Genomic DNA, 13423 nt, shown 5'->3' with positions numbered 1-13423 from the left:
TTTTCCCAATCGTTTCTCAAGTAGAAAAAACTTGTTCCATCAGCCCTGATGTTTACACGTTCAATCATTGATCAAGAAAAACAGTGGTTTTTCACCAGCCCTCTAGGGAGCCGTGGGACGTCACCGTTTCGCTTCGCGCGGCGCTTTGGCGTTTTGCTGCTTTTCCATTTGCTGACGAAACTGCTGACGAAACGCTTGCAGCAGCGCCTCGCCTTGCAGCCCTTTTTCTACGAGCCCTTCCAATACGATTTCTGCTAGGCGGGTTCGTCTCGGAATCATCAGCCCTTCCATCAAGACGCTAATATGGCCGTTCATTTTCGTGATCGAGCGGACAGCGACCAGCATGTTGGCGGGATCATTGCCTGGATTGGTGATCGTCACTTGCAGCTGAAACTCCGGTTGCTGCTGTAGGCTCGCAAACACCGGTTCATACTCATCGTCCAAATACGCTTCCACGAGCCAGCGGTTTTGCCCATCCTCTTTGTTGATAATCAACCCGTCGATAAAAGGAATGTCTTGGCGCTGCCTTTCGCTGTCGATGACCGAGAGCCCGACGAGCTTGAACGTTTTCATGTCGTCCACCTCATTACCCGTTGTCTTACATCGATTATAGCATAGGCGATCGGGAGAGGAAAAACCGCAAATCGATTAGCATTTTTGTCGTTTAGTGACAAAAACAGCATTTTTGCCTGCTTTTTTGAACGAAAAATCGGCATGTTTCGCGGCCTTCTACGCATAGAATGCGCGAAAAAATGCAAAAATCGCGATTTTACGGCAGAAAACGGGATCATTTATGATAAAAATGCGATGGGCGGAAAGGGGGGATGTGTCGAGGCATGATCAATCAAGTCGTGCTGGTCGGTCGATTGACGAAGGATCCGGAACTTCGCTATACGGCCGACGGCGCCGCTGTGGCAACGGTTACGCTGGCAGTGGCAAGAAATTTCCGCAATGCGGAAGGAGGGATTGACGCCGACTTCGTTCCTTGTGTTTTATGGCGGAAAACAGCCGAGCATACCGCCAATTACTGCCGAAAAGGCTCAATGGTGGCGGTGACCGGGCGAATTCAGACGCGCCGCTACGACAATAAAGACGGCCAGCGCGTCTATGTCACCGAGGTGGTGGCGCAGTCCGTTCAATTTCTGCACTCCGGCAAACAACCTGAATGGCCGGAGCACGTCTGATGGTTTCCCCATCATGCCTTTCCAAGCGAATCCCCAAGAGAGACAACGGATCCTCACAGACTCCCCAATGGATGGCGCTAGCACTAGTTGTTAGCGCTTTTTTTAACCCGGACAATAAGAGGACGGGTGAAGACGGAGGGAATATCAGCCTAGCAGGCCGGTGATTTAAGGAGAAATACTGCTCTCCGACAGTGTTCCCAAACCAAAAAACGTTGCAACGTCATCATTTCATTCCTTGTGACTTCTCCCCCAATCGAGTCAATTTGTTTTTTTTTACCAGTCTTCTAGGTTCCGCTCAAGGAACACATCCTTTTTGCGGGTGAAGTCCTAGCGCTTTGGCGATTTGGTTTCCGTGATTCTGTTCAAGGAACACATCCTTTTTCCCAGTTAGAGGAGTTCTGAGCACTCTTTAATGATGGTGGCAATCATCGTTTCAACATGTTTGCGTTTTTTATCGGGCAGTTTGGCTAGGGCGTAAATGGCCGCGCTCATCTCTTCGTTTTGCAGCAGATAACTGAACGCTGTGAGCGCTGTGTCGCTCACACCCACCGCCCCGTATTGGTCGGCCACTTCGCGCAATAGTTCCCGCCGGCGCGCTTCGCCGCCGAGCAAAAAATCAGCGCTGACGCCAAACAACCGGCAAAGTTTCTCCAGCGATTGCACATCCGGAAGCAAGCTGCCATTTTCCCATTTGCTGATTTGCGAACGCGACACGTTCAATTGCTCTGCGAGTCGTTCTTGCGTCCAGCGCCGTTGCTTTCGCAATTGCTTGAGCGTTTCTCCGAGAGTTGTCATCGTTAGTCACCACGCTTTTCGTTCGTTACTCTTTAAAGATAGAAAAGCGCGCGAACGATTTCTGTTCCTTTTTTGATCAATGTTTTTAAAGTTTCTAAATTAGAACGTCTTTTCGTATTCTTTCACGCCTCGACATCTTTCTCTTTTTAGGAAGGGCATAGTACAATAGGTAAAAATGGGAAATCAAAAACTAAAAGAGGGGGTTAAGGTGCATATTTATCTTGCTGATATTGTCGTATGTGAACGGAACAATCAGAAGCGGGCGAAACCCGTATATCGCATCTATATTAAAGAAATGAAAAACCCGTTTTCCGTGCAGCTGAAAACGATCGCCCCGTCCAGCTTCACGGATTCGCTTCGCTCCTTAAAAAGCGCAAACAGCCGGGAGTGCGCGCCCTTTGAGGAGGAGGCGACGTTTCGGACCATCACCTGCTCGCCTGATGCTCAGCTCTATTTTGTCTTAAAATGCATAAGCCAGTTGTATATGTTTATCGTCAAGCTCGATCTCCGCCAGAAAAAGTTCACCGTCGCCCTCTATGAGTGGAATAGTCTGCAACAGAAATACATCCCTCTTCGTGTCGATGAATGGTTGGCGATGGAAAAACAGCTCATTTATGAAATCTTGCAGTCGATCCACCTTGTCGAAGATCGCCGGGTATCGTATTGGCTGACTTGTCCATCACGCTCGAAATGAGACAAGCACCATTTGCCCTCCCTTTTCCAAATGAAAAAATCATTTCCTTTGGCCCTTTTTGTCCGTTATACTAAAAAGAAAGAATACTGCCGTTTTTTGTCGTGGGCTGGACAAGCTGCCCGTCACGGTCAACGGGCGGAACAGACAGAAATGGAAGGGCGAAGGGAGAGGGTCAACCCGTGAAACCAAGTCATGTCGTCTTTACAGCCGCGATGGCCTCCGCCTTTTTTCTTGCCCCCGACGACAGCCAAGCGGCGGAATGGAAAAAAGGCATGAGCTCCCCTGAAATCAAACAACTTCAACTGCGTTTGAAAGCGCAAGGCTTTTTCACGTATCCGCAAGCGACAGGCTACTTTGGCGCCGTGACCGAAGAAGCGGTCAAAGCGTTCCAACGGGCGATGAACTTGCCGGTCACCGGCAGCGTTGATCCGGCCACCTACGCGAAATTAACCGTGTCAGCATCAAGCCGTACCTTGGCGATCGGTTCGCGCGGAGACGAGGTGCGTGAGCTGCAACAGCGCCTTAAGCGGCTCGGTTATTTTCGCTACCCGCAAATTACCGGTTACTATGGCGCTGTGACCGCCGAGGCGGTTAAGCAGTTCCAGAGAGACAACAGGCTTGCGGTGACGGGACGCGCTGATCAGGCGACGCTTGAGCGGCTGAAGCAAACCGAAGGAAGCGTTTCGTCATCCGTTGGATTGTCAGTCGGTTCGCGCGGCAGCCAAGTCCGCGAGCTGCAGCGGCACCTCAAACAACTTGGTTACTTTACATATCCGAACATCACTGGTTACTACGGGGAAATAACGGCGGAGGCGGTCCGCCGCTTTCAACGAGCCAACGGCCTGCCGGCGACCGGTGTGGTTGACAGTCGAACGGCCGCCCGCCTAGGGAATGCTGTCAAGGCCAAAATTTCCCCACCGCCGACCAGTAAGCGGCCGTCGCTTCTTCTTTCGATTGGCTCGCGGGGCGAAGAAGTCAAGCGAGTGCAACAGAAGCTCAGAGAGCTTGGCTACTTCATCAATTCGGACATCACCGGCTACTATGGCGCCGTCACCGCCGATGCCGTCCGCCGTTTCCAGCAAGCGGCCAAACTCCCCGTGACCGGGGTCGTTGACAGCCAAACCTACGAACGCCTGGTCGGACAAGCCCCGGCAGCGAAACTGGACGTCATTGAGCTCGTCGCCGATGCGGCTGAACTGCTCGGGGCTCCCTATGTTTGGGGCGGCGATGCCCCGGAAGAGGGATTTGACTGCAGCGGATTCATTTTCTACCTGTTCCAGCAACAAGGCGTTACCTTGCCGCGCACCGTCGCTTTGATGTGGAAGGCAGGCGCACCGGTTTCCGCCCCGGAAGTTGGCGACATCGTCTTTTTCGCCACGACAACGAGCGGCCCATCGCACGCCGGCATCTATATCGGTAACGGCCAGTTCATCCATAGCGGCGCCTCGACCGGCGTCACGATCAGCCGCCTCGACCAATCGTATTGGAAGCAGCGGTACTTGGGGGCGAAGCGGTTGTTTTAGCATAACGATAACCAAAATGAGGAGGAAAACGAAGATGAAACATGCATCCAAAACGGCAGCTGCCATCTGCCTTGCAGCCGCTGTCGCCTTAGGGGGGAACGGGCAAGCGGTTGACGCCGCCGTCCAATGGGGGCACGTTCAATGGAAACAAGGCATGATCGGCAAAGTCGTCATTTTGCGCGACACGTCCCTATATCGCTTGAACGGGATGGCATGGCAATCCGCCATGACGGCGAAACAAGGGCGCGAGTATCGCGTCTACAGCCAAAAACGGGCAGGCGGCGCCGTCTATTACAGCTTAGGAGGGGGACTGTATGCCAAACAAGGGGACGCCATCCAATACGTGCCGTTCACTAAAGACGAGCTTCTCTCTCTTGTCGCCCGCTCATTGAAAGGGCAGTACATTCTTCAGGCCGGGAATGAATCCGCGCCGTTCGTTATTGAGCGAAAAAAAGGCAGCCGCCTGTTCGGTTGGTACTTATACGGCCAACGTATGTCCTTGCCCATTGAAGGGCGAATCGACGGTGCGACGGTGACGCTCTCCATTTTCTTCAACGACAACGTCAAAGCGATTGCCGACTCGATCTCCTACTTAAAAGCATACAACGTGCCGAAGGAAGAGATCGAAAAAATTGCCGAACAGCTTGCCAACAGCGGGGATTACGCCATGCAGCTGCAATTTTCCATCACCAACAGCCCGGAACAGTTTTCAGGACAGTTCCGCTTTCTCGATCTGTACTTGAATGACCGCTATGACGTCGTCAAAATGACGCTGGGTCAACCGATGGACGTCACGGTGAAGAAAAATGATTGATGTTTTTGTACAACATATTTGCCAACCAAAACCACCAAAACAGCAAAAATATCGTTCTAAATTTCCATTGCCGGCATATTCATATCAATGTCGCCGCCGATGGCAATAATTTCAATAACATATTCTCTAAAAAATTTGTATTTAGGGCTAGAAATTAGAAGAAAAATGTATTAATATAGGATACGTGGAGCATTGAGGAATTGTGCTCAGGTGTTAGCAACCGATGAAACTATCACTAGGCTCGCTGGGATTTAGTCAGTGAGGAGAAATGTGGATTGTGTTAGCACCTTTTAGACAGTGAATCTACTAAACTACTACTAAGTTTAGTAGTCATTGTCTGAAGTTTTATAAACAATGAAGGGGGATTTTCAGATTTATGGACAAAAAGAAAGCAGTCAAACTCGCTACAGCCAGCGCTGTCGCAGCGAGCGCTTTCGTCGCAGCCAACCCGCATGCTTCCCAAGCAGCAACGGACGTTGCGACGGTCGTAAGCCAAGCGAAAGCGCAAATGAAGCAAGCGTACTATACGTACAGCCACACGGTAACGGAAACGGGTAAACTCCCGAACATCAGCGATGTCGTTTCCGCTTACAACAAAGCGAAGCAAGCGTATAAGAACGCTGTCGCTGTCGTCAACAAAGCCGGCGGCGCGAAAAAAGACGCGTATTTGGCTGACTTGCAAGCTACATACGAAACGTATGTATTCAAAGCCAACCCGAAATCGGGCGAAGCGCGTGCCGCTACGTACATTGACGCTCACAACTATGCCGTCAAGCTCGACAAAATGCGCCAAGACTTAGACGGTGCCATCAAAGCGAAAGACCTGAAAAAAGCGGAAGAGCTCTACCACAAAATCTCCTATGAGCTCAAAACGCGCACGGTCATTCTCGACCGCGTCTACGGCCAATCGACGCGCGAACTGCTTCGCTCGCAATTCAAAGCCGAAGCGCAAAAACTGCGCGACAGCTTGATCTACGACATCACCGTTGCCATGAAAGCGCGTGAAGCGCAAGACGCTGTCAAAGCCGGCAACTTGGACAAAGCGAAAGCCGCGCTTGACCAAGTCAACCAATATGTATCGAAAGTAACCGATGCGTTCAAAGCTGAACTGCAAAAAGCAGCACAAGACGCCAATGCGGCGTATGAAGCGGCGTTGCCTCCAAAAGTGGAAAGTGTAACAGCCGTTAACGCCAAAACGTTGGAAATCAAATTCAACAAAGCGGTCGACGCTGCAACGGTAATCGACAACAAAGGCACAAGCGATACGTCCGATGACGTCGTGAAAGCGACTGCTATCACACTCACAGCGATTGATGGTCAAGGATCGGTTTCCACCGTGAAAGCATCGTTGAGCGATGATAAGAAAACGCTGAAGTTGGTGGCTGACGGCAGTCAATTTTTCACGAAACGTTATGTCGTCGACATTAAAAATGTCAAGACGTTGGATGGCAAAGATGTTCCATCCTACACGACGACGATTGACACAACAGATTCGGTACGTCCGAGCGTTCTGTCGTCCTCTTACGCCGACAACGGCTTGACGCTGAAAGTGAAGTTCTCTGAACCTCTTGTCAGTGTCGGAACAGTAAAACTGTACGACGGAACAACCGAAATTTCCGTTTCTCCGAAGTTCACGGCTGGCGACGATGAAATGACGATCAATCTCGCATCTTCATCTGTGCCCGTGAATAAAGACTTGACATTGAAAATCTTCGGTGCTGTCGACTACAACGGCAATGTCATCAATCCGAACCCGGCTGAATTGACGGTCAAAAAGACAACCGTAGATACCACGAAGCCGACGGTTCAAAACATCGAAGCGGTCAATACGAAAACAGTTAAAGTAACGTTCAGCGAAAAATTGCTGAGCAATCCGACCATCAAAATCGGTGGCCAAACAGCATCTGTTTCGGTTGATTCGACCGGCTTAGTCTATACGGCAACGTTGGCTAATGCTCTGCCGGAAGGTGTGTATGCAGTTGAGGTGAGCGATTATAAGGACTTAGCGGGCAATGCTGGGGATGCATACACGAAAGTTGTTCAATTGAAAGCCGATAACACACCACCGAAATTCGTCAGCAGCCAAGTGGTGAAAATTGACGGTGTTGAGCATCTTGTGCTGACATTTGACGAAGAGGTCAAGACTACTGACAGCAGCATTGCAGTCGTTCAAGCGAGCGATAAGTATATTGATGAAAACAACGTACTTAAATCGGTCGGCACAGCTTTGACAACAACTAGCGACAATTTCAAATTATATCTGCCGACAGATGGAAAATCGAAATCCGTTGCGTTGAATATTTCTTCCTTGCCAAAAGGCACGTACACCGTGACGCTGCCGAACGATTTAGTAAGCGATTTGGCTGGCAACCCATATGCCGAGCGTAAACAAATTACGTTCGTTCGCGGCTCTGACAGCTTAACGACGAAGCCAGCTCTTGATTTAACTTATGACGGCAATGGTGTTAAAGCGGACAACAACGAATTAGTATTTGCGTTCACACAAAACTTGGACGCTTCTGCATTGAACCTGTCCAACTTCAACATCAACGGTTTGACCGTCACGAAAGCAGTCTTTGATGGAGATACGAAACGCATTCGCGTGACGCTCGCACCCGGGGCAAATACGTGGACAGGCACGCACGTCATTACGATCAGCAACATTAAGAATACGTCTGGGCTCGTTATGGATACCGTGACCGTATATGAATACATGAAAGAAAACGTGGCTCCGACGTTCACAGCGACCTTAACCAGCGCAGACGTCATCCGTGTCGACTTCAGCGAACCGGTGGCAAATGCGACGATCGATAAAGCACTTTCTGCTAACAATTTTACCGTAAAAGTCGATGGTAATCGTGTCACTGTATTGGGTGTTTACGAAGACAACAATGCTACTAAACAAGTACAGGGTTCGAAAGGATACAAAACGGTTTACCTGAAACTGAACAATTCTGTAACCGACTTGTCTAAACCGATTACGCTGTCCGCAACGGGCATTGTAGATGTGGATCAAGTTGGTTCGATTACTGACACGAATAAAGTTGGCAACGACGTTTCCGATGCTGTTGTAAACGTGGCCAAATAAGCGGTATATCTATAGCAATGTAGCAACCCTCCCAAGACAGTGGGGAACTCCCTGTCAAGGGAGGGTCTTTTGTGAGATGATTTTCCAAATAATATGTTTTAGAGATGGCTGAATGCAAACGTTCTTCATCTAAAGTTGTGCTTGTCTGCTTGGGAATAGCTCTTACTTTCCTTTTCAAGGAAAAGGTTCATGGGCAGCGCGATCTGTCCTCCACCCGGGGATGAAAATCCGCGCCAGTTCGGCATTTTCACGGAGAAGTGATAAATGAATAACGATGAATGATGATTCAAAAACTATTTTCGTTTATCAATGATGAATGATGTGATCATGATGAACCGCTTTGAAACAACCCCCTACTTCACTGACATTTCTACTATTCTATTGCTTTCTGGTGCAAGATGAACTAGAATTTACAAGTAGGAGGTTGTCGATTGTTGCAAAATGAGGGGAATTTACTTATGTATGGAAAATGGGGCCGATACGTGTTTCTTGGTTTGCTAGTTTTTGTTTTAGCGGGAATCAGCTATGCGCACTGGAAAGGCCAACAACAGGATGAGCAATTTCGAAAAGACTATACGGAGTATCAACAGGCGATTCAGTTGATGCAACAAAGACAAGTAGAGCAGGCTTTGCCAATTTTGCAGTCATTGTCAAGCAAATATCCGGACCGTTATAACATCATGCGTACGCTTGGGTTAGCGTATGCGATGAAAAATGATTTTCATAAGGCTGCTTTATATTATGAAAAAGCGATTAGAAAAAGGCCTTTCCTGCAACAGGACCCGATTTTCACGCTACAATTTGGTGAGATCCTGTATTATAAAGGGGAATATGCAAAAGCGAAGGCATATCTCGAACAAAGTAAAAAATTGCCTGGATCAGAAATGTATCATGCTACAATCGATCAATTATTGGTTCAAATCCAACATCAAAAATCATCGTAAGGTGAGAAGCGAACATGTCTGATTGGTATAAGTATTTGACTATTGAACGTGATGAGCATGAGGATCAAATGGATATGGAGCGGGTCGATGCCATATTGTTTTGGGGGCTGGCATTGATTGTGCTGGTCATTCCATTGATCGTTAGAGTGCATATTGGCGATTTTATCAGCCCGTCGATCACTCAAACTGATGTATTGGATACGGGAAAGAAAGCGGATGTGTTTACATACTATAAATTTGTTGCGCTCCTTGTCTCTACAGCGTTTCTTGGTCTTGTTTTTCTATATAAAGTGTTAGTGCTTAACTACCAAATTCCGAAAACAAAAATTAATATAGCTCTCGCTGTGCTCGGTATTTGTGTAACTTTGTCAGCTGTTTTAGCTCCATATAAAACGCTTGCTCTGTACGGATTGCACAATCGCCATGAGGGTACATTGACGTACTTATGTTACTTGATGTTGTTCTTCATCGCTTCGAATATACGGTATACTGTAAGGAGATTTCAGCAATTCATTTACTTTTTGACCCCTTTCATCATTATAAACACGATATTAGGAACATTGAACTTTTTTGGTTATGATGTTTTACAGCTTCACTGGGTGCGGACACTGCTATATTCCAGTCTTCCAGAGGGGGCGAAAATTGCTCAAGGTTCATACTTCCTTGCTACGATTAACCATGGAAACTATGTGAGTGGGGTTTCGGCTTTTTTTGTTGCTCTTTTCTTCTGCTTGGCTGTTTTGGAGGAAAAGAGATCGAAGAAAATCTTGAATGGTTTGATCGCCTCAGCAGCCTTTGCTCTGCTTCTTTCGTCACTATCTAGTAATGGTTTTGTGACGCTAGTATTGATGAGTCCGCTGTTCGTCTATATGATCGTGAAAGCAGAAAAGAGAAAGGTCGCGGCTCTTTCAAGTCTGGTTTTGATGGTTGTTTTTGTTGCTGTTTATGTGCCGTTTGTGAAACAAAATCACCGTGTTTGGGACGAGACAATTGGGTTTTTCATCCCATATAATCCCTTTCAACAGGATCATCAACAAGCAGGGCTGAATACAGCATTCAAAGATATAGAGCAGGTGGTCGGGCATATTACCGAAAAGGTGGTGAGCGGTTCAACCGCTTATGCAGATGCTGAAGAATACCGACTGCCAAAGCTGCCAGGACCGGGGGTAGCGCCGGGATCTGGGCGGGCCTTTATTTGGGAAAAAGCATTAGAACTTATTTCTGACAAGCCGTTTTTAGGATATGGATTAGATACGTTTCCTTATTTCTTTAATCAAGATGATCCGGAAAAAAATTCGAATTTAGGTGAGGGATATAGTGTTATTGTCGATAAGCCCCACAACATGTATATCGGTATGGCCTTTGGAGCGGGGATTGTAGCACTGTCTGCCTTGGTAATGGTCATGGTAGGAGGGCTTATACAGCTGCTGCGTTCGATCCACGAGTGCTTTAATGTACACATTGCAGCGCTTTGCGCGGGACTCATGGCTTATGTCATTCAAGGGATGTTTAACGATTCGATTATTGGAACTGCGGTATTCTTTTGGGTAGGATTAGGTGTTTCCATCGGATTTTTACACACAACAAACAAATCAATCAAAAGGTAGGAACAAATGATGGATGAAACGATCAGCTTGCGAGAACTCATTGAAACGATATGGAAAGGAAAATGGATTATTGCGGCTACAACGATTGTAGCACTACTCTTTTCTATGTTGGCTAGCTTTGTATGGATCAAACCAACCTATTCAGCAAACGCTACGATATCCGTGAATAACGGGATCGTGCCGGGAAAACAACTCGATGAAACCGATAGTTATTTCAATGAAATCATTACGCCCTCCGCCTATATGGAGCGTGTACAATCCATTGCTGTGATCGAAGAGGGGATCAAAAAAGCGCATTTGCAAGGAAAGTATAGCCCGGAGCAAGTCAAAGGGAATCTAAACATTGAAAATGTGCCTAATACCAACTTGATTCGCATCACTCTAAAAGCAGCCAATCCCTCTGACACCAAAAAGTTGTTGGATGGGATTTTAAGCGCTGTGAAACAGTCGATATGGCAAGATATTCAGACCGGTGTTGAAAAAGATCTCCATCATTTTACGAAACTGAAAGAAAAAGAGCGAGTCCAGCTGCAGCAAACCATTAAACTTTATCGTCAACAAGCAGTGGCTTTGAAGTTGCCACCGTCCCTTTTGCTTGATGCAGTCGTTTCGTATAACAACCAGTACATCATCACCTTAGACTCAGATCGTCTACGTGATATTTCAGCTCTTTCAGAAAAAGAGGTAATTGCTCTAAATGAGTTGAGTAATCAAATCAAATCGTTGGCTGACCGTTACCGTCAATATGTTAATAAAGAGCAGCAGCTGCGTGATTTTTTGCAATCATTTTCCATTGAGAATAAAATATTAGTCATTTCTGCACCGGTTGTTCCGCAAGCGCCGGACAGTCCTAAACCATTATTAAATATGGGCATTGCTTTCGTGGTGGGCATCATGGTAGGGACAGGTCTAGTTTTTTTCTGGCGTTATTGGAAGGAAACTGGCCAAGAAAGAAAGCTCGAATCCTAATGGATAAGTTTCAAATCATCGAAGTAGTCAACTGCTAAAAGAAGAGACGGTGATGTCTCCTTACCGTTATCAACGGAGGCACTCGGCCATGCCGTGGGTGGGGACGATGACGGTCCTAGCACCTTAGACGCCCGTCGTCGAGGGTGTGGCGTGAGGGCGGGTTAGATGCCCGGTTTTAGGCTATTTTCTTTGTCATCGTTGATTACAGGTAAAGCGTATCGTTTATAATAGAAAGATAGAGGATTTGTAATTTGTAAAGAGAGGCGATACGCGCATGAAACAAACTTGGGCGTTAAAAGTGGAGCGATTCGGGAAAATCAAACAAGGGGAAATCGATATTGCCCCATTGATGCTATTTGTCGGCGACAATAACAGTGGGAAAAGCTACATCATGTCGCTTCTTTGGGGAGTATTGTCCGAGGGGCGTAAACTGTTTCCGAAAGATCCTCCGGCGACTTCGGTATATAAGGAAATTGATCAGTTTCTCGAATCGGCGATTGATCGCGGCTGTCTGATTGGCGACCAAGAAGCGCAGATGTTTGTCACTTGGTTCAATGATGTGCTTCGAACCAAAAAGAGCGAGTTTGTCAAAACGATTTTCCGCCGTAAAATTCCGATTGGTTCGTTAAGCATTGAACGTTATGGTCGCTCTAAACCGTTGCGAGTCATTTTTGAAAAAAAAGATTCCCTGCAGGGCACTCGTTTTTCAACAGGAAAAGACTACATCCGTATCCCTTATACAGACCGAAGCAAAGGACAGGTAACAGAACGCTATCGTATGGCTCAATATATTACGTGGAATTTGCTTATGGATGGGCTTACATCGCCGCTCTATCCCCCCCGCTAGGCGGAACAGCATCCAAGAAAGGGCCATTGGTGAAGCCTTGTATTTGCCGGCTTCGCGTACGGGATTCATGTTGTCTTACAAGGCGCTTGTGCAGGAAATGATGGAGCGAATGATCAGAGAAGAACGTGAGGATGCACCTCTTGAGTTCACCTTGCCGGTTTACCGTTTTTTACAGGCGCTGTTGCGTCTAGAGGAAAGCGGACAGTCCAAGTACGCCGATATCGGACGATTTATTGAAATGCAGATCACCAATGGCACGATGAATCAAGAAAAAGGGCCAATCCCATCGTTTTACTATTGCCCACAAGGTAAATCGGAGCGCTTACCTTTATATGTTACATCGTCGCTTGTGACAGAACTGTCGCCGCTCATTTTATTTTTAAAATCAAAAACAACGTATCGTTCGCTGTTTTTTGAAGAAGCGGAAGCTCATTTGCATCCCCGCGTTCAACGCATATTAGCAACCGCGCTTGTGAAACTGGTGAACAGAGGGATGCCAGTATGGTTGACAACGCACAGTGATATTTTGTTTCAACAAGTCAACAACTTGATCAAATTACATCAACATCCGAACAGAGCACAATTAATGGAGAAATACGGCTACGTAGAAGAAGACGCGCTAGAACCGAAAAAAGTGAAGGCGTATCAGTTTCACCTTCAAGGCCAGGAAACCGTCATCACGCCAATCATCCCGACGGAAAACGGTTTTCCAGCTGAGACGTTTAATAAAGTCATTTTAGAGTTAAATGACGAAACGTATGCATTTCAGATCGGGGAAGAGGATGGAGAGGATGGATAACCTCAAACACCTTGAGCCAAGCTTTTATGAAAAAACCGACAAACATGGTGGAAGATTACTTGCAGCGAAGATTGGATGCCATGGTTGAGCAATTGATCGATCATGAGAAAGAGATTTTAAATCTAAAATCGAGAATGCCAAATAAAGTCCCACGAACGG

Annotated in this window: 12 protein-coding genes; 10 read left to right on the top strand and 2 right to left on the bottom strand. The window is 47.2% G+C overall.

Annotated features, from left to right (window positions below):
- Positions 1–120 precede the first annotated feature (120 nt).
- A complete protein-coding gene (locus tag B4113_RS03750; RefSeq protein ID WP_033018397.1) occupies positions 121–573 on the bottom strand; it encodes a YwpF-like family protein in 453 nt (150 codons plus the stop codon).
- 263 nt (positions 574–836) lie between these two features.
- Here B4113_RS03750 and ssb point away from each other — a divergent pair, with 263 nt between their 5' ends.
- Positions 837–1184 (top strand): single-stranded DNA-binding protein, encoded by a 348-nt coding sequence (ssb, locus tag B4113_RS03740; RefSeq protein WP_033018399.1) that lies wholly within the window; start codon positions 837–839, stop codon positions 1182–1184.
- A gap of 387 nt (positions 1185–1571) precedes the next feature.
- Here the strand turns inward: ssb and B4113_RS03735 are convergent, their stop codons facing one another.
- Complete coding sequence (locus B4113_RS03735) at positions 1572–1979, bottom strand: helix-turn-helix transcriptional regulator (protein WP_033018400.1); 408 nt, start codon at positions 1977–1979, stop codon at positions 1572–1574.
- Positions 1980–2187: 208 nt separating this feature from the next.
- On the opposite strand from B4113_RS03735, the gene B4113_RS03730 reads away from it, so the two are divergent.
- The 9 genes from B4113_RS03730 to B4113_RS20245 all read left to right on the top strand — a co-directional run bounded on the left by B4113_RS03730 (position 2188) and on the right by B4113_RS20245 (position 13264).
- Positions 2188–2673, top strand: coding sequence for a hypothetical protein (locus B4113_RS03730; RefSeq protein ID WP_061912231.1), 486 nt, complete (start codon positions 2188–2190; stop codon positions 2671–2673).
- Positions 2674–2852: 179 nt separating this feature from the next.
- Entirely contained in the window at positions 2853–4196 is a 1344-nt protein-coding gene (locus B4113_RS03725; protein WP_061912230.1) for a peptidoglycan-binding protein, read from the top strand.
- A 34-nt stretch (positions 4197–4230) separates the two neighbouring features.
- Entirely contained in the window at positions 4231–5010 is a 780-nt protein-coding gene (locus tag B4113_RS03720; protein ID WP_061912229.1) for a hypothetical protein, read from the top strand.
- A gap of 376 nt (positions 5011–5386) precedes the next feature.
- Positions 5387–8098, top strand: coding sequence for a hypothetical protein (locus tag B4113_RS03715; protein WP_061912228.1), 2712 nt, complete (start codon positions 5387–5389; stop codon positions 8096–8098).
- Between the two features lie 458 nt (positions 8099–8556).
- On the top strand, positions 8557–9042 hold the full coding sequence (locus tag B4113_RS03710) for a M48 family metallopeptidase (protein ID WP_033842992.1): 486 nt from the start codon (positions 8557–8559) through the stop codon (positions 9040–9042).
- Positions 9043–9056: 14 nt separating this feature from the next.
- On the top strand, positions 9057–10649 hold the full coding sequence (locus B4113_RS03705; protein WP_033842993.1) for an O-antigen ligase: 1593 nt from the start codon (positions 9057–9059) through the stop codon (positions 10647–10649).
- 9 nt (positions 10650–10658) lie between these two features.
- On the top strand, positions 10659–11618 hold the full coding sequence (locus tag B4113_RS03700; RefSeq protein ID WP_160331362.1) for a YveK family protein: 960 nt from the start codon (positions 10659–10661) through the stop codon (positions 11616–11618).
- A gap of 274 nt (positions 11619–11892) precedes the next feature.
- Positions 11893–12465 (top strand): AAA family ATPase, encoded by a 573-nt coding sequence (locus tag B4113_RS20250; RefSeq protein ID WP_235597946.1) that lies wholly within the window; start codon positions 11893–11895, stop codon positions 12463–12465.
- A 70-nt stretch (positions 12466–12535) separates the two neighbouring features.
- Entirely contained in the window at positions 12536–13264 is a 729-nt protein-coding gene (locus B4113_RS20245; RefSeq protein WP_235597945.1) for an AAA family ATPase, read from the top strand.
- The last annotated feature ends 159 nt before the right edge of the window (positions 13265–13423 follow it).

The organism is Geobacillus sp. B4113_201601 (assembly GCF_001587475.1).
Taxonomy (GTDB): domain Bacteria; phylum Bacillota; class Bacilli; order Bacillales; family Anoxybacillaceae; genus Geobacillus; species Geobacillus icigianus.
This window is presented reverse-complemented; position numbering and strand designations above follow the sequence as displayed.

Coding starts and splice junctions, on each gene's coding strand:
- B4113_RS03750 (WP_033018397.1), bottom strand. CDS start 573: ATGAAAACGTTCAAGCTCGTCGGGCTCTCGGTCATCGACAGCGAAAGG.
- ssb (WP_033018399.1), top strand. CDS start 837: ATGATCAATCAAGTCGTGCTGGTCGGTCGATTGACGAAGGATCCGGAA.
- B4113_RS03735 (WP_033018400.1), bottom strand. CDS start 1,979: ATGACAACTCTCGGAGAAACGCTCAAGCAATTGCGAAAGCAACGGCGC.
- B4113_RS03720 (WP_061912229.1), top strand. CDS start 4,231: ATGAAACATGCATCCAAAACGGCAGCTGCCATCTGCCTTGCAGCCGCT.
- B4113_RS03715 (WP_061912228.1), top strand. CDS start 5,387: ATGGACAAAAAGAAAGCAGTCAAACTCGCTACAGCCAGCGCTGTCGCA.
- B4113_RS03710 (WP_033842992.1), top strand. CDS start 8,557: ATGTATGGAAAATGGGGCCGATACGTGTTTCTTGGTTTGCTAGTTTTT.
- B4113_RS03705 (WP_033842993.1), top strand. CDS start 9,057: ATGTCTGATTGGTATAAGTATTTGACTATTGAACGTGATGAGCATGAG.
- B4113_RS03700 (WP_160331362.1), top strand. CDS start 10,659: ATGGATGAAACGATCAGCTTGCGAGAACTCATTGAAACGATATGGAAA.
- B4113_RS20250 (WP_235597946.1), top strand. CDS start 11,893: ATGAAACAAACTTGGGCGTTAAAAGTGGAGCGATTCGGGAAAATCAAA.